Raw genomic sequence first — 16542 nt, forward strand, 5'->3', positions numbered from 1 at the left:
GATGACAGCAGCACACACCTATGCCAGCGACGTTGCCTTCTCGCCGGCGGTGAAATCGATCCAGGCCCGGAAGGGCTCGCGCGAGAACTATGCCCATGCCGAGCAGCGGGGATGGCGCACCGAGGTCGACGAGAATCTCGCGGCGTTCCTGGCTGACGCCAACAGCTTCTACTTTGCGACCGCCTCGGCCGACGGCCAGCCCTACATCCAGCACCGCGGCGGCCCGAAGGGGTTCCTGAGGGTGCTGGACAAGCAGACGCTCGCTTTCACCGACTACGCCGGCAACCGGCAATACATCACCCAGGGAAACCTGTCGGAGAACCCCAAGGCCTATATCTTCGTCATGGACTACGCCCATCGCCGGAGGGTGAAGATCTGGGGCGAGGCGCGTGTGGTCGAGGACGACGAGGCGCTGACGACGTCACTGATGCCGAAGGGATATCGCGCGCGGCCGGAGCAGGTGATCCTGTTCAAGATTGCGGCCTGGGACACCAACTGCCCGCAGCACATTCCGCAGAAGTTCGACGCTGCGGATGTGGCGCAAGCGCTGGCGGCGAGGGATGCGAGGATCGCGGAGCTGGAGGCGGAGGTGGCGACGTTGAAGGGGCAGGCTGCGACAAGCTAAACCGCAACCACGATTGCGAACTGGCTGTCATCGTTCAGGCGGGACAGCTCCATCTGCGCGGGAGCGAGCAGGCCGGCCAGGCGGCCTGCCTCGAGGCGATAGACGCGCTGTCCGCGGACCTCTGCGATGCGGCGCCCGGTGAGGCGCCATAGTTTCGCTTCGATCTCTTCGATCGTGAAATGCCGAACGTGAAACCGGAACGAGGACTTGTTGTGGCCAAAGGGCAATCCGCTTTCGAGCGGGCATGACAGCAGGATCGGTCCCGTGGTGGCCGCGCCGACCTGCCGCAGCAATTCATCGCAATCGGCGACGTGCTCGATCGATTCGAAGCAAATGGCAAAGTCGGCGGAAGCCGTGGCGAGCTCGAACGGAAAATAGGCCTGCGCAAAGACGACGCGATGATCGCCATAGGATGCTTCGGCCAGGGCGACCGCCGGCGCGGAGCCGTCAACACCGATGATTCTTGCACCGCAACGATCGGCGATGATTCTGGCCCCGTAGCCGTTGCCGCAGAACAGGTCGAGGCCGATAACCGCATGGGACGGCGCGACGTGCTGGCCCAGCCAGCGCGCGGCAAATTCGTAGCGGGCCGTGTGGTCCCGTCTGACGGCGTCAACGGCAGGAGCGGTCTGACGTTCACCACTCTTGAGCGAGAGATCGTGGTCTTCGCGTTGGGCCGTCGGGTTCCGTACGAAGCGGTCTCCAAGCGCGGCTCGAACCCCGGCCGCGGCAGGGTCCACGACGAGTGCACGCCACAGATCCGCCTCGGCCTCCTGCGTCAGCCCGATATTCGCCCTGGCGATCGAGCGCAGCAACAGCGCCTCGATATTGGTCGGCTGGGTGCGCAGAGTCGCATCGAGGTGAGCGACCACATCCGTAAAACGCTGTTCTTCCAAAAGCGATATGACCGAGGCCCAGCTTCCGCGCATTACGCCACCACCCTGTCGATTGCGCCAAACCCCCAATCCGCATTGAGCGCGCGCCGCAGGCGATCCTTCTCCAGTCGGTGCGACGATTCGGGCAGGCTGTGGCCTTCATCTAGGAGAGAGCGCCACGTTTGCGGCGCGTACCAGCCGGTATTCTGCGGGACCGCATCGCCGAAGCCGCCGGCCTCGCCGGGGGCGCCGGTGTCGAAGCGGTAGAGCGGCTGCTTCAGCGGGATCGTGTGCTTGCCGAACAGCTGTGCCTCGACAAGGCCGCTCGAATTCAGTGCGCAGACGGTCTCGATCTCCGGTTGCGCGAGGAGCTGGTAGAGGTTGAGGTCGGTCCAGCCGACCGAGCCCAGGCTCTTGATGGCCCGGTGCGTCGCCGAGAGCGGCCGGTCGTACGGGTGCGGCTTGAACAGCACCGCCGAGGAGCGGACCGACAGCTCGATCAGGTCCGGGAGGTGGTCGCCTAGCTGAACGAAGCCTCCGGTCGCGAGATCGAGCGAGGCGCGGTCGTCCGGAACCTGCCCCAGGATGAGCGCGGTCCCGGGCCTGAGGTTCAACGGCTTCATGAAGCTCGCCTTGCTCCTGACGAAGCCGGCGCGGAGCGCGGCGTCGCGGAGATCGAGCATGTTGTGCAGCAGGATCCGATGGATCGAGGCCCGGTTGGTGCGCGCCGCGAAGACCACATCGTCGAGGAAGCGCACCGGATAGAGGATCAGGTCGATGACGGCAATTCCGGCCTGGTCCAGCAGCCTGCACATCAGATCGGGCAGTTCGTAGCCGACCACGGTGGTGCCGCGAAACGGTTCCGTCACGGCATGCGCGATCCCGGCGGGCACGGTCTTGAGCGACAGGAGCTTGCCCCATCCTTCTGTTGTCAGCGGCAAGCCCGCCTGCTCGTACAGGTCGGGCGTGTGAAAATAGTGATGGTCCCCGCGCAGCCGCGCATCCCAGGAGGCCGTGCCGACCTGCCATCCACCGAGCTTCGCCGCGGTGCCGACAATGCCGTCGAGCCAGCGGACGTGCTTCCAGGTCCCGCTCTCCCAGGTCGTCCCGATCGGGTACGGCCGGAAGAGATCGGCGGTCAGGGTCAATCGTGGAGCCGTCATCGAGCCTCGCAATCCCCGAATAAACGCGCGAGGCGCCGGATTCAGGCGCGATAGTTCGGCATGGGTCCACGAACGCGGCGGACATCGGCCCGTTGCGTCGTCGGCGCTCTGAGCCTGCGGCCTAGATTACGCTCGCACCTTCGTGCTGGAAGCCGAGATAGCTCGCCGCGACGCGTTCGTTCGCCGCGATGTCGCTGGCCTTGCCGCTGAGCACGAACTCGCCGAGCTCCATCACATAGGCTTGGTCCGCGATTTTCAGCGCGGCCTGCGCGTTCTGCTCGACCAGCAGCACCGAGACGCCGGCGGTGCGAAGCTCGGTGACGATCCGGAAGATGTCGGCGACGATGATCGGGGCAAGGCCGAGGCTCGGCTCGTCCAGCATCAGCAATTTCGGCTCGCCCATCAGCGCGCGGCCCATCGCGAGCATCTGCTGCTCGCCGCCGGAGAGCGTGCCGGCGAGCTGCTTGCGCCGCTCCTTCAGCCGCGGGAACAGCGAGTAGACCCGCTCCATCGAGGCTTTCGCCTTGCTGCGCTCGATGCGGAAAGCGCCGAGCTCGAGATTGTCCTCGACATTCATGGTCACGAACAATTCGCGGTGCTCCGGCACGAGGCCGAGGCCCATCGCCACGCGGTCCTCGATGTCGAGCCGGGCGAGATCCTGACCGGCAAAGGCGACGCGACCCTTCAGCGGCAGGATGCCCATGATGGCGGAGAGCAGCGTGGTCTTGCCGGCGCCGTTGGCGCCGACGATGGTGACGATCTGGTCTTGGCCGACCTCGAGCGAGACCGAACGCACCGCCTCGACCTTGCCATAGGCGACATGCGCATCGGTGACGGACAACAGCGCGCTCATGCCGCCACTCCCAGATAGGCCTTGATCACTTCGGGATTGGTCTTGATCGTGGCGGGCGTGCCCTCCGCGATCTTGGTGCCGAAATCGAGCACCACGATGCGGTCGGCGAGGTTCATGACAAAGCCCATGTCGTGCTCGACCAGCAGCACGCTCATGCCGCCGTCGCGCAGCTCGCGCAGCAGCCTGGCAAGCTGCTGCTTCTCCATGTGGCGAAGGCCCGCGGCGGGCTCGTCGAGCAGCAGCAGCATCGGATCGACGCAGAGCGCGCGTGCGATCTCGACGATGCGCTGCTGGCCGAGCGAGAGCGAGCCCGCGAGCTGGTGCATCTGGTCGGCGAGGCCAACGCGCTCGATCTGGCGGGCAGCTTCCGCGAGCAGCTTGGCCTCGTCGGCGCGATCGAGCCGCAACATGGAGGAGATCGGGCCCGAATGGCCGCGCAGATGTGCGCCGATCGCGACATTCTCCAGCACGGTCATGTCGGGGACGAGCTTCACATGCTGGAAGGTCCTGCTGATGCCGAGCTTGACGATCTCCTGCGGCGGCGCGTTGTCGAGCTTCTTGCCGAGCACCGAGATCGAGCCTGAGGTCGCCGACAGAACGCCGGTGATCAGGTTGAACGTCGTGCTCTTGCCGGCACCGTTCGGCCCGATCAGCGCGACGATCTCGCGGGCCTGGACGTCGAAAGAAACGTTGTTGACCGCGATCACGCCGCCGAACTGCTTGCGCGCCTTCTCGACCTGGAGCAGGACGCTGGCCTCGCCGGGCGAGCGCGTGCGCTGCTCCAGTTTCAGCGAGGTGTCCGGCTTCTTGCCTCTGATTCGCTCGGGCAGGAACGACGTCAGCCACGGCCAGACGCCGCCGGGCGCGAGCTGGAGCAATGCCACCAGCATGATGCCGAACACGATGGTCTCGACCTGGCCGGAGCCCGGCAGGATCAGCGGCAGATAGCTTTGCAGCACCTCTTTCAGCACCACGACGATCGCCGCGCCCAGCACGCCGCCCCAGACATAGCCGGCGCCGCCGACCACCGCGATGAAGAGATATTCGATGCCGGCCTGCGCGCCGAACGGCGTCGGGTTCACCGCGCGCTGGAGATGGGCATAGAGCCAGCCGGAGAGGCCGGCCAGCACCGCGGCATGGATGAAGACCAGCAGCTTTGCGCGCGGCGTGTGCACGCCGAACGCCTCGGCGGCGACATGGCCGCGCCGCAGCGCCCGGATGGCGCGGCCGGTGCGGGAATCCAGGAGGTTCATCGTCAGCAGGGCCGAGACGATCACGGCGACCCAGATCGCGTAATAGATCGAGCCGGGCGAGAGCATCTTGAACGCGCCGATCGACAGCGGCGGGATCGCCGAGATGCCGTCGTTACGCCCGAGGAATTCCAGCTTGCTGAAGAGATAGAACAGGCCGAGCCCCCAGGCGAGCGTGCCGAGCGGCAGATAGTGGCCGGAGAGGCGGACGGTGACGAGGCCAAGCAGCACCGCCAGCGATCCGCTGACCACGAGCGACAATGGCAGCGTCAGCCAGGGCGACAGGCCGTAGGTCGTCGACAGCACCGCGGTGGTGTAGGCGCCGAAGCCCACGAAGGCGGCTTGCCCGAACGAGGTGAGGCCGCCGACGCCGGTGAGCAGCACGAGGCCCATCGCGACCAGGGCGGCAAGGCCGATATTGTCGAGCAGCACGATCCAGAACGGCGGCATGCCAGGTACGAACGGGATCGCCGCCATGACAGCTGCGAAGATGAGGATGGGAAGCCGGCTCTGCATGCGCCTCAGTCCTTCTCTTCCTCGACCGCGGGCGCGGCGAGCGAGCGCAGCAGCAGCACGGGGATCAGCAGCATGAAGACGATCACTTCCTTGTAGTTGGAGGCGTAGAAGGACGAGAACGCCTCGACGATGCCGACGACCAGCGCCGCGACGGCGGTGAGGGGATAGCTGACGAGGCCGCCGATGATCGCGGCGACGAAGCCCTTCAGGCCGATCAGGAAGCCCGAATCGTAATAGAGCGTCGTGATCGGCACGATCAGGATGCCCGACAGCGCGCCGATCACGGATGCCAGCAGGAAGGCGATCTGTCCGGACAGCGTGGTGCGGATGCCGGCCAGCCGCGCCCCCAACCGGTTGACGGCGGTCGCGCGCAGCGCCTTGCCGTAGAGCGTCAGGCCGAAGAACAGCCAGAGGCCGACGATGAAGGCGATGGTGATGGCGTAGACGGTGATGCTCTGGCCGGTGAAGCGCAGCGCGCCGGCGGTGAAGGAGCCTGACAGCACGGCAGGTCCGCGCTGGCCTTCGGCGCCGAAGAACAACAGGCCCAGCCCCTGCAGCGCGAGGTGGACGCCGACGGACGCGATCAGCAGCACCAGCACCGAGGTGTGCGCCAGCGGCTGGAATGCGATGCGGTAGAGATAGAGGCCGATCATCGCCACGATCACCAGCGATAGCGCGATGCAGACCGCCACCGGCGGCTTCTGGGCGGTGAAATAGATGGTCAGCGCCAGCACGATGGCCGGCAGCACGATGTTGGTGACGAAGCTGCGGACCACCAGGCGCCCGTGCAGCGCCTTGCGGGCCACGAACAGGTCGAAGGCGAAGGCGCCGATGCCCAGCGCGAGTGCAAGCTTTGCCGTGCCGGGCATCTGGCCCGCGGCCAGCGAGGCATAGGTCAGCGCGCCATAGGTGACGAATTCGCCCTGGGGAATCAGGATGACGCGGGTGACGGCGAACACCAGCACCAGCGCCAGGCCGAGCAGCGCATAGATCGCGCCATTGGTGATGCCGTCCTGCAGCAGGAACAGCATGATGGTGGTGTTCAAGACCGGACGCTCCCCCTTAAGATTAAGGACCGGCCTCCGCAATTGCGGTGGATGGTCCGCTCACAGCCATTGAAATACGCTGACGATATTTGATATGGTCCATAACAATTATCAAATATAACTTCAAGGGTGGCGGGCGACCCGTCCCGAATTTAGCGGGATTACGAGCACCAGGCGATGACCGTTTCAAAAACCGCTGAAAAGTCCTCCGAGAAGCCAGCCGACGCGGCCAAGGGCCGCAAGGACGCCGGCGAGCCGCAAGGTCAGGTTCACGCCGAAGCCCTCCAGCTCGGCGAGCTCTCCGAACAGCTCGGCTACGTCCTGAAGCGGGCGCAGCTCAAGGTGTTCGAGAACTTCCTGCGCTGCATGGCCTCGCTCCAGCTCACGCCGGCGCAGTTCTCCGTGCTGCTGCTGGTCGAGAAGAATCCGGGCCGTAACCAGACCGAGATCGCCTCCACCCTCGGCATCCTGCGTCCGAATTTCGTGGCGCTGCTCGACAATCTCGAGAGCCGCGACCTTTGCGCGCGGATCCGTTCCACCAACGACCGCCGCTCGCACATCCTGGTGCTGACCGACAAGGGCAAGGCCGTGCTGGCGCGGGCGAAAAAGCTCGTCGCCACCAAGCACGAGGCGCGGCTGAACGATCTGCTCGGCCAGGCCAACCGCGAAGCCCTGCTCGGGATGCTCGCCAAGATCGCCAACGAGTTCTAGCTCGGTCCCCGACGAGATCAGGCCGCGGCGAACCGGTCGCGCAGTGCGGGGACCTCGAGGGAGAGGAAGCGGCGCTCGATTTCAGCCGCCGGCAGCGGACGGCTGAACAGATAGCCCTGCATTTCCGTGCACCCTTCTGCGGCGATGCAGTCGAGCTGCTCGCGCGTTTCGACGCCCTCGGCGGTCGCGGTCATGCCCATCCCGTTCGCAAGCGCGGCGATCGCCCGCACGATGTTGAGCGACCCGGCATCGGTCGCGACGTCGCGCACGAAGGACCGATCGATCTTGATCTTGTCGAACGGGAAGCATTGCAGATAGGTCAGCGACGAGTAGCCGGTGCCGAAATCGTCCATCGCGATCCGGACTCCGAGCGCACGCAGCCGGTGCAGGATCGCGAGCGTCCCCTCCTTGTCCTGCAGAAGCACGCTCTCCGTAATCTCGATCTCGAGCCGGCTGGCTTCCAGCCCCGCCGCGGCGAGCGCGCCGACGATCACCTCGGCGAGGCCGGCATAGCGGAATTGCACCGCAGAAATGTTGACGGCGACATGGAGGTGTTTGGGCCACCGGCTCGCGGTCCGGCAGGCCTGCCGGATGACCCATTCGCCGATCGGCACGATCAGGCCGATCTCCTCCGCGAGCGGAATGAAGCTGCCCGGCGCGATCAGCCCGTGCTGCGGATGCTGCCAGCGGATCAAGGCCTCGAAGCCGCTGATCTCGCCGCCGTCGCTCTTGACCAGCGGCTGGTAATGCAGCTCGAATTCGCCGCCGGCGAGCGCCTTGCGCAGATCGAGCTCGAGCGCGCGGCGGCTTTGCACCTGCGCGCCCATGGCAGGCTCGAACAGGCGGTACGTGCCCTTGCCGTCGCTCTTGGCCTGGTAGAGCGCAAGATCCGCATTGCGCAGCAATTGCTCGGGTGTCGTGCCGTCGGCCGGCGCAATGGCGATGCCGATGCTCGCACCCGCGATCGTCTGCCCGTCGTCGATCTCGAACGGCGCGGCCATCTGCCCGATGATTTGTTGCGCAAGTCTGCCCGCCTCGTCGCCGTCTTCGATCGGCGCTTGCAGCACGACGAATTCGTCGCCGCCCATCCGGGCGATGGTGTCTCCCGGACGGACGAGGCGGCGCAGCCGCTCGCTGACGCCCCTGAGAAGCGCATCGCCGGCATGATGGCCCAGCGTGTCGTTGACCGACTTGAACTTGTCGAGATCGATGTGGTGCACCGCGAACATCCGGTCTGATGCGAACGCCTGCGCGAGCCGCTGGTTGAGCAGGGCGCGATTGCCAAGGTCGGTCAGCGAATCGTGATGCGCCATGTGCGCGATCTTCAGTTCGGCCTGGCGCTGCTCGGTGATGTCCTCGTGGGTCGCCACCCAGCCGAGATCCGGCATCGGCCGATGGCGGACCTTGAAGGTGCGCCCGTTGCGCATCTCGATGATGCTGTCGACGGGCTCGGCGGAGACGACGACGCCGGTCCGCCACTTCATGTATTCGTCCCGCGTCATGGCGGGCACGCTGCCGGCCTCGAAGCGCATGTCGACGATGTCCGACAGCGGCGTGCCGGGCCGGATGCGCTCGGGCGGCAGCCCGTACATGTCGATGAAGTCCTTGTTGCACACGATCAGCCGGTGACTGGCGTCGAAGAAGCACAGTCCGTGCGGCATGTTGTTGATCGCGATGTCAAACTGCATGTTGCGCTGTTGCAGCCTGGCGCTGAGCTCTTCGCGCTCGGTGATGTCCTCATGAGTGGCCATGCCGCCGCCGTTCGGCAGAGGGTGGGAGGCATAGGCGATGATCCGCCCGTCCGCGAATTCCTGCACGGTCCGTTCGCTCACGACCGTGCCTTCCGTCCTGGCGCGGATATAGGCATCGGCCTCGCCGCGGATCTTCAGCCCAAGCTTGAGGCGATGCTGGATCAGATCACTGACAGGCGTGCCCGGCCGCACCTGCTCCGGCGAAAGGCCGTAGATGTCCATGTAACGCCGGTTGCAGTAGACGACCTCGCGACGTCCGTTGAAAAGGATGATGCCGAGCCAGAGGTTGTTGACGGCCTGTTCGAGCAGCCCGCCAAGGACGAGCGGGTCGAGGTCGCCGACCTGCCTGTCACGATCGTCCATGTGTCCTTGCCCTCCCTCAAGCGCGGCGCCATTAGAGCAGAGTCAGGTGAATGATCGCCATGATCTGCCTCATCCGCAGGCAGCTTCCTGAAGTTGCAACGAATTTCGCGTTAAAGAATCCGGCGGTTTCCGCGCCGATGCCGGCCGCGTACACCCTGCGTTAAGCATACCGGCGCCGAGCGTCGCAGACGCCAGGCGCGCGTTGCGCGCGCCAGTCCCGACGTGCCGCGGAAAGGTGGTCGCCTCAGTCGACCAGGATCACCCGGATGTCGTTCACGTTCGTCAGCGTCGGCCCCGGCATCAGCAGATCCCCCGTGGCCTCGAAGAACGTCGTCGCGTCGTTGTTGTCCAGATAGGCCTGCGGCTGAAGTCCCTGCGCCTTCATCTTGGCAAACGTCGCAGCATCAATCAGCGCGCCGGCAGGGTCGGTGGGATGACCGGCGCCGCCGTCGGCGCCGTCGGTGTCGCCGGCGAGCGCGGAGATGTCAGGCGTGTCCTTCAACAGCGCAGCCAGCGCCAGCGCGTATTCCTGGTTCGGGCCACCGCGGCCATTGCCGCGCACGGTGACCGTGAGCTCGCCGCCGGAGAGGATCGCGATGCGCTTGCCTTGCGCGCGTGCTTGCAGCGCCAGCCTGGCGTGATCGGCGGCGACGTCGCGCGCCTCGCCTTCGAGATCGGCGCCGAGATCGATGGTCTCGTAGCCGGCGTCCTTGGCGAGCTTCACGGCGGCGTCGAGCGACTGCTTGGGCCGCGCGATCAGCTCGAAATGCGCGCGGGCAAAGGCGGCATCGCCGGGTTTGCAGCTTTCGTTGGCAGGATCGTCCAGCGCGCGTCGCACGGCGTCGTCGATGTCGAGCTTGTACTTCGCGACGATCGCGCGCGCGTCGGCGAGCGTGGCCGGATCGGGCACGGTGGGGCCGGAGGCGATCGCGGAGGGATCGTCATGCGGCACGTCGGAGATCGCGAGCGTCGCGATCTCGGCGGCATTCTTGCCGGCGTGCGCCAGACGACCGCCTTTGATCCGCGACAGATGCTTGCGCACGACGTTCATCTCGCCGATCGGCGCGCCCGAGCGGAGCAGCGCCTTGTTGACCGCCTGCTTCTGCGCAAAGCTGATGCCGTCCACCGGCGCGATCCAGTTCGCCGAGCCGCCGCCGGTGAGCAGCACCAGCAGCAGATCATCGGGCCCGGCTTCGCCCGCGAGCGCGAGCGTATCGGCGGCGCCCTTCAGGCCGGCTTCATCGGGTACGGGATGGCCGGCCTCGACCATGCGGATGCGGCGCGTCGGCACGCCGTAGCCGTGGCGGGTGGTGGCGATGCCGACGAGGCGTTCCGGCGCGAGTCCCAGCGTGTCGAGATAGTACCGCTCCGCCGCCGCGGCCATCGCGCCGGCGCCCTTGCCGGCGGCAAGGCAGATCACGCGCCCCTTGGGTGCGGGGCGCAGATGCGGCGCCAGAATCGTGTTCGGATGAGCGGCGGCAACGGCGGCGTCGTAGAGCGCGCGGAGCAGGGGACGTCGGTCGGTCATGACGAAAAGCCTTCGGCGGACTATAGCAACGACATGCCTACCGCATCGGGCGCGAAAGCGTAAGCGGGCTTTACCGTCATTCGATTGTGCAATCGCGTGATCATAATCGGAAGGCAAGCAAGAACCCCCAGTGCGATGAGCACAGGGGGTTCTTTCGTCGTCGTGTATTTCAGCCGTCTAGCCGCCGACGTCGGCGCTGATCACGTCGCCGAACAGCTCCCACTTCTCGCCCTTGAACCGCTCGAGCCGGAGTTGGCTGATGGGTGCAAAGTCGGTCGGCGAGGTGTTGATCTGGATGCCCGGCAGCAGCACTTCGGTGCGGTAGTCCTTGAGGCTGGCGGCCTGCTTCATGATGTTCGCGCGGGTGAGATCGTCGCCGCACTGCTTCAGCACCTGGACGAGGGTCTGCGCCACGCCGTAGCCGACGATGGTGCCATGGTCGAGCTTGTCGCCCTCCGGGAAATACTTGGTCATGAAGGCGAGGAAATCCTTCATGCCGGGGTCGTTGTTCCACTCGGGATCGGAAACGTCCTTGAGATAGTCGGCGGAAATGATGTCCTGGGCATTCTCGAAGCCGGCGGGCTTGAGCACGCTGCCGACCGAAGCCGAGACGTTGTTGAGGAAGTGCAGCGGCTTCCAGCCGATCTCGGCGTTCTTCTTGATCGCCTGCGCCGCGAATTTCGGCGTCGTGATGTTCATGAAGACGTCGGCGCCGGTCGACTTCAGCTTGACGATGTGATTGTCGACGGTCGGCTCGGAGGTCTCATAGCTCTCCTCCATGACGATCATCGAAGCGGCCTTCGCCCCGAGGCCGTCCTTCAGCCCCTTCAGGTAATCCTTGCCGTAATCGTCGTTCTGAAACAGCACGGCGATCTTGGCATCCGGCTTGTTCTTCAAGAGCCACTTCGCATAGATCTGCGTCTCGCTCTGGTAGTTGGGTTGCCAGCCCATGGTCCACGGGAAGTCCTTCGGATCGTTCCACTTGGTGGCGCCGGTGGCGACGAACAGCTGCGGCACCTTCTTGGAATTCATGTATTTGTGAATCGCCGAGTTCGGCGGCGTGCCGAGCGAGTTGAAGATGAACAGCACCTCGTCGCTCTCGACCAGCTTGCGCGCCTGCTCCACCGTCTTCGGCGGCGAATAGCCATCGTCGTAGGAGATGAAGTTGATCTTGCGGCCGTTGATGCCGCCCTCGTCGTTGATCTTCTTGAAATAGGCGGCCTCGGTCCGCCCGATGATGCCATAGGCGGAGGCCGGTCCGCTGTAGGGCATGATGTTGCCGATCTTGATCTCGGTATCGGTGGCGCCGGTATCGTATTTCTTCTGGGCCGATGCAGTGGAGGCCGAGGCCGCAATGAGCGCAAGCGCCAGTGACGCGGCCGCAAGTTTGCCGGTGACAGCGGGCATTCCTATCTCCCTATTTTCTTGGTGTATGCGCCTTGCGTTTCTTGTCTTGATTGCCTTTTGGCAGCGCGGCCGCAATTCAATACGATTTGCCCGAAGGCTTCAAGGAAAAGCCCCCGCGGCGGAAGCCGCGAGGGCTGCGTCTTTAGTCGGGCGGCGAAGGGTTAACCGCCGACGTCGCCGCTCAAAATTTCACCAAATCGCTCCCAGCCATCGCCCTTGAACCGGATCAATTGCAGCTGCGAGAGCGGCGCGAAATCGGCCGCCGAGGTGTTGACCTTGATGCCCGGCAGGAGGCCCGCCGGCTCGAAGTCTTTCAGACCCGCGGCCTGCTTCATGACGTTCTCGCGGGTCAGGTCGTCACCGCAGGCCTTGAGCACCTGCACGAGGCCCTGGCTCACGATATAGGCATACATCACCGACGCGTCGGCGCGGTTCGCTTCGGGATAGTACTTATCCAGGAACTGGTTCCAGGCCACCATCGCCGGGTCGCTCTTCCATTGGGCGTCGGTCGGGTCCTTGAAGTATTGCGACGAGATGATGTCCTGCGCGTTCTCGAAGCCGGCCGGCTTGATGACGCTGCCGATTGAGGCCGAGACGTTGTTGAGGAAATGCAGCGGCTTCCAGCCGAGTTCGGCGTTCTTCTTGATCGCCTGCGCCGCGAATTTCGGCGTGGTGATGTTCATGAAGACGTCCGCGCCGGAGGCCTTCAGCTTCACGATGTGCGAGTCGATGGTCGGCTCGGAGACCTCATAGCTGTCCTCGACAATGATCAGCGAGGCCGCTTTGGCGCCAAGCCCGTCCTTGAAGCCCTTCAGATAATCCTTGCCGTAATCGTCGTTCTGATAGAGCACCGCGATCTTGGCATCCGGCTTGTTCTTCAGGATGTACTTCGCGTAGATGATGGTCTCGCTCTGGTAGTTCGGCTGCCAGCCCATCGTCCACGGGAAGTTCTGCGGATCGTTCCACTTGGTTGCGCCGGTGGCGACGAAGAGTTGCGGTACCTTCTTCTGGTTCAGATATTTCTGGATCGCCGAGTTCGGCGGCGTGCCGAGCGAGTTGAAGACCAGCAGCACCTCGTCGCTCTCCACCAGCTTGCGCGCCTGCTCCACGGTCTTCGGCGGCGAATAGGCGTCGTCATAGCTGACAAAGCTGATCTTGCGGCCGTTGATGCCACCTTCCGCGTTGATCTTGCGGAAATAGGCTTCCTCGGTCTTGCCGATCACGCCGTAGGCGGAGGCCGGTCCGCTGTAGGGCATGATGTTGCCGATCTTGATTTCGGTATCGGATGCGCCGGTGTCGTATTTCTTCTGTGCCGATGCTGCCGTGGACAAGGTGGCAGCCAGCAGGAGGGCAGCCGAGAAGGCCCCCAACCGCACATGCATCGCAGGCATCTTGATCTCCCTAGAAAAGGTTTGAATGTGTCGATTGCTTTTGATTGGGGGCGATCGTTGCGTACCGCTCCGTCGCACATTCAATACCCATCCGTCGCCGCCAGCAAGAAGAACGCCCTGCATAACTGTCGCAGGACGCGCAATCTATTTGAAGCAGTGCGGAATATTCCGGCGCGTGAGATTTCGCGCGCCGTTAATCATTTGCGCGGAAGTTGCCGAATGTAGAAGAGGCTATCTTGAATTGTTCTGCTTCAGTGACCCATCTCGCTCGAGATGATGTCGCCGAACAGCTCCCATTTCCTGCCCTTGAACCGCATCATCTGGAGCTGCTCGATCGGGGCGAAATTGTCTGCCGCGGTGTTGATCTTGATGCCGGGCAAGAGCGTATCCGGCTCGAAATCCTTCAAGGAAGCGGCCTGCTTCATGACGTTTGCATGGGTGAGGTCGTCGCCGCACATCTGCAGCACCTTCACCATGGTCTGGGCGGCGGCGTAGCCGAACACCACGCCAGCATCGAGCTTGTTCCCCTTGGGTTCGTATTGCGCAAGGAAGTTATAGAACTTCTTCATGCCGTCATCGGCGTTCCATTGCGGGTCCGAGCCGTCCTTGGTGTAGCTGGCCGACAGGATGCCTTGCGAGATCTCGATTCCCGCCGGCTCCAGCACGCCGCCGACCGAGGCCGAGACGTTGGAGATGATGTGCATCGGATGCCAGTTGATCTCGGCCGCCTTCTTGATCGCTTGCGCCGCGAATTTCGGCGTGGTGATGCTGATGAAGACGTCGGCGCCCGAGGCTTTCAGCTTCACGACGTGCTCGTCGATCGCCGGCTCCGAAGTGTCGTAGCCGTCCTCCAGCACGATCATCGACGCCTTGGCGCCCAGGCCGTCCTTCAGCCCCTTGAGGTAGTCCTTGCCGAAATCGTCGTTCTGGTAGAGCACGCCGATCTTCGCGTCCGGCTTTTCCTTCATGATGTATTTGGCGTAGATGCGCGCCTCGCTGGCGTAGCTCGGCTGCCAGCCCATGGTCCAGGGATATTGCTTGGGGTCGTTCCACTTCGAGGCGCCGCTCGCAACGAACAATTGCGGCACCTTCTTCTCGTTCATGTATTTGCGGATGGCGCCGTTGGTGGAGGTGCCGAGCGAGCCGAAGATCAGCAATACCCCGTCGCTCTCCACCAGCTTGCGCGCCTGCTCGACCGTCTTCGGCGGCGAATAGCCGTCGTCGTAGGAGATGAACTTGATCTTGCGGCCGTTGATGCCGCCCTCGGCGTTGACCTTGTTGAAATAGGCTTCCTCGGTCCTCCCGATCGCGGCATAGGCGGAGGCCGGTCCGCTATAGGGCATGATGTTGCCGATCTTGATCTCGGTATCCGAAGCGCCGGTGTCGTATTTCTTCTGCGCCAGCGCGGAGTCGGTCACCGCAGTGCACAACGCGAATGCGGCCAAGCAGGCCGCAACCTGAAAACGAACGGCGATCATTGTTCGCCTACCCCGGGCTGGATCGGCCGCATTGAACAAGATTGTCGGAGAACGTCAACAAAAAGCCCCCGCGGTGACCCGCAGGGGCTTTTCCAGGGTTGGACTATTGCGTCAGCGCGTCACTCGGAGGCGATGTCGCCGCTGATGATCTCGCCGAACAGTTCCCACTTCTCGCCCTTGAAGCGCTGCATCTGGAGCTGGGAAATCGGGGCGAAGTCGGTCGGGCTGGTGTTGATCTTGACGCCGGGCAGCAGGGTGTCCGGTGCAAAATCCTTCAGGCTCGCCGCCTGCTTCATCAGGTTGGCGCGGGTCAGATCGTCACCGCACATTTCGAGGACCTTGGCGAGCGTCGACGCGGCGCCATAGCCGTAGACCATGCCGGTGTCGGTCTTGTCGGCGCCGGGCATATACTTGTCGACGAACTCGTTCCATTTCTTCATGCCGGGGTCGTTGGTCCACTGCGGATCGGTGGAGTCCTTGGCATAGGCGGCCGACAGCACGTTCTGCGAGGCCTCGAAGCCGGCCGGCTTCATCACGCTGCCGACCGAGATCGAGACGTTGGTGAGGATCTGGAGCGGCTTCCAGCTGAGCTCGGCGGTCTTCTTGATGGTCTGGGCGGCGAACTTCGGCGTCGCGTAGATCAGCAGCACGTCGGGATTGGCGGCCTTGATCTTGACGATGTGGCCGTCGATCGACGGCTCGGAGATCTCATAGCTCTCTTCCATGACGATCATGGACGCGGCCTTGGCACCCAGTCCGTCCTTGGTGCCCTTCAGATAGTCTTTGCCGAAATCGTCGTTCTGGTAGAGGATCGCGACCTTGGCGTCCGGCTTCTCCTTCATCAGCCATTTCGCGTAGATCTGCGCTTCGCTCTGGTAGGAGGGCTGCCAGCCCATGGTCCAGGGGAAGTTCTTCGGGTCGTTCCACTTGGTGGCGCCGGTGGCGACGAAGAGCTGCGGGATCTTCTTCGCGTTCAGGTATTTCTGGATGGCGCTGTTCGAGGGCGTGCCGAGCGGATTGTACACCGTCAGCACCTCGTCGCTCTCGACCAGCTTGCGGACCTGCTCGACGGCCTTCGGCGGCGAATAGGCGTCGTCATAGGTGATGAAGTTGATCTTGCGGCCGTTGATGCCGCCCTTGTCGTTGACCATCTTGAAATAGGCTTCTTCGGTCTTGCCGATGATGCCATAGGCCGACGCAGGACCGCTGTACGGCATGATGTTGCCGATCTTGATCTCGGTATCGGATGCGCCGGTGTCGTATTTCTTCTGGGCGAGTGCTGCGCCGGAGGTGAGGGTCGCGACCGCCGTTACAAGTGCGGTGGTTCGCAGTATTCTTCCAAGAAACAATTTGGTCTCCTTCAATGGGGGTTTCAGTTCTTTCTGAGCCGTCCGGCGAGTTGCTGGCCCAGGATCGCGACTTGCCTTGCGCCGTGCGGCACGAGGTAGATGACGGCAAACAGCAGCACGCCGAACACCGCGCCGGAGAGGCCCTTGGAGATGCCCTCCGCGATGTTCGGCACGAAGATGATGAAGGCCGCACCGACGATCGAGCCGGGCAGCCAGCCGACGCCGCCGACCACCAT

Annotated in this window: 13 protein-coding genes and 1 pseudogene; 2 read left to right on the top strand and 12 right to left on the bottom strand. The window is 64.1% G+C overall.

Going from position 1 to position 16542, the window contains the following annotated elements; all coding sequences use genetic code 11:
* Nucleotide 1 precedes the first annotated feature (1 nt).
* The gene (locus AC1RUR_RS37375; protein WP_492853133.1) at nucleotides 2–625 is read left to right on the top strand and encodes a pyridoxamine 5'-phosphate oxidase family protein; all 624 of its coding nucleotides are present in this window, start codon (nucleotides 2–4) and stop codon (nucleotides 623–625) included.
* On the opposite strand, the gene AC1RUR_RS37380 is transcribed toward AC1RUR_RS37375, so the two are convergent.
* The 5 genes from AC1RUR_RS37380 to AC1RUR_RS37400 all read right to left on the bottom strand — a co-directional run bounded on the left by AC1RUR_RS37380 (nucleotide 622) and on the right by AC1RUR_RS37400 (nucleotide 6328).
* Entirely contained in the window at nucleotides 622–1554 is a 933-nt protein-coding gene (locus tag AC1RUR_RS37380; RefSeq protein WP_492853134.1) for a class I SAM-dependent methyltransferase, read from the bottom strand. The two genes, AC1RUR_RS37375 and AC1RUR_RS37380, sit on opposite strands and share 4 nt — an antisense overlap.
* Nucleotides 1554–2663: a hypothetical protein gene (locus tag AC1RUR_RS37385; RefSeq protein WP_492853135.1), complete on the bottom strand. Its 1110-nt coding sequence runs from the start codon at nucleotides 2661–2663 to the stop codon at nucleotides 1554–1556. Before AC1RUR_RS37385 ends, AC1RUR_RS37380 begins: the two co-directional genes overlap by 1 nt.
* Before the next feature lie 121 nt (nucleotides 2664–2784).
* Nucleotides 2785–3516, bottom strand: a complete 732-nt coding sequence (locus AC1RUR_RS37390) for an ABC transporter ATP-binding protein (protein ID WP_492853136.1) — start codon at nucleotides 3514–3516, stop codon at nucleotides 2785–2787.
* Nucleotides 3513–5282 (bottom strand): branched-chain amino acid ABC transporter ATP-binding protein/permease, encoded by a 1770-nt coding sequence (locus AC1RUR_RS37395; RefSeq protein WP_492853137.1) that lies wholly within the window; start codon nucleotides 5280–5282, stop codon nucleotides 3513–3515. The genes AC1RUR_RS37390 and AC1RUR_RS37395 overlap by 4 nt, the downstream gene beginning before the upstream one ends.
* Nucleotides 5283–5287: 5 nt before the next feature.
* Complete coding sequence (locus tag AC1RUR_RS37400; protein ID WP_492853138.1) at nucleotides 5288–6328, bottom strand: branched-chain amino acid ABC transporter permease; 1041 nt, start codon at nucleotides 6326–6328, stop codon at nucleotides 5288–5290.
* Nucleotides 6329–6505: 177 nt separating this feature from the next.
* Between AC1RUR_RS37400 and AC1RUR_RS37405 the strand changes: the two genes are divergently transcribed.
* The gene (locus AC1RUR_RS37405; RefSeq protein ID WP_492853139.1) at nucleotides 6506–7039 is read left to right on the top strand and encodes a MarR family winged helix-turn-helix transcriptional regulator; all 534 of its coding nucleotides are present in this window, start codon (nucleotides 6506–6508) and stop codon (nucleotides 7037–7039) included.
* Nucleotides 7040–7056: 17 nt separating this feature from the next.
* Here AC1RUR_RS37405 and AC1RUR_RS37410 read toward each other — a convergent pair whose 3' ends face one another.
* From AC1RUR_RS37410 to AC1RUR_RS37440, 7 genes and pseudogenes are all read right to left on the bottom strand, one after another.
* On the bottom strand, nucleotides 7057–9153 hold the full coding sequence (locus AC1RUR_RS37410) for a putative bifunctional diguanylate cyclase/phosphodiesterase (protein ID WP_492853140.1): 2097 nt from the start codon (nucleotides 9151–9153) through the stop codon (nucleotides 7057–7059).
* 244 nt (nucleotides 9154–9397) lie between these two features.
* Entirely contained in the window at nucleotides 9398–10681 is a 1284-nt protein-coding gene (locus AC1RUR_RS37415; protein ID WP_492853141.1) for a glycerate kinase type-2 family protein, read from the bottom strand.
* A 177-nt stretch (nucleotides 10682–10858) separates the two neighbouring features.
* The gene (locus AC1RUR_RS37420) at nucleotides 10859–12088 is read right to left on the bottom strand and encodes an ABC transporter substrate-binding protein (protein WP_492853142.1); all 1230 of its coding nucleotides are present in this window, start codon (nucleotides 12086–12088) and stop codon (nucleotides 10859–10861) included.
* A gap of 161 nt (nucleotides 12089–12249) precedes the next feature.
* On the bottom strand, nucleotides 12250–13479 hold the full coding sequence (locus tag AC1RUR_RS37425; protein WP_492853143.1) for an ABC transporter substrate-binding protein: 1230 nt from the start codon (nucleotides 13477–13479) through the stop codon (nucleotides 12250–12252).
* 251 nt (nucleotides 13480–13730) lie between these two features.
* Nucleotides 13731–14957 (bottom strand): ABC transporter substrate-binding protein, encoded by a 1227-nt coding sequence (locus tag AC1RUR_RS37430; RefSeq protein ID WP_492853144.1) that lies wholly within the window; start codon nucleotides 14955–14957, stop codon nucleotides 13731–13733.
* 119 nt (nucleotides 14958–15076) lie between these two features.
* Entirely contained in the window at nucleotides 15077–16306 is a 1230-nt protein-coding gene (locus AC1RUR_RS37435) for an ABC transporter substrate-binding protein (protein WP_492853145.1), read from the bottom strand.
* A 23-nt stretch (nucleotides 16307–16329) separates the two neighbouring features.
* Nucleotides 16330–16542 (bottom strand): annotated as a pseudogene (locus AC1RUR_RS37440) (branched-chain amino acid ABC transporter permease); the annotation flags it as partial.

Source organism: Bradyrhizobium sp. GW821-FHT12B03 (genome assembly GCF_058807535.1).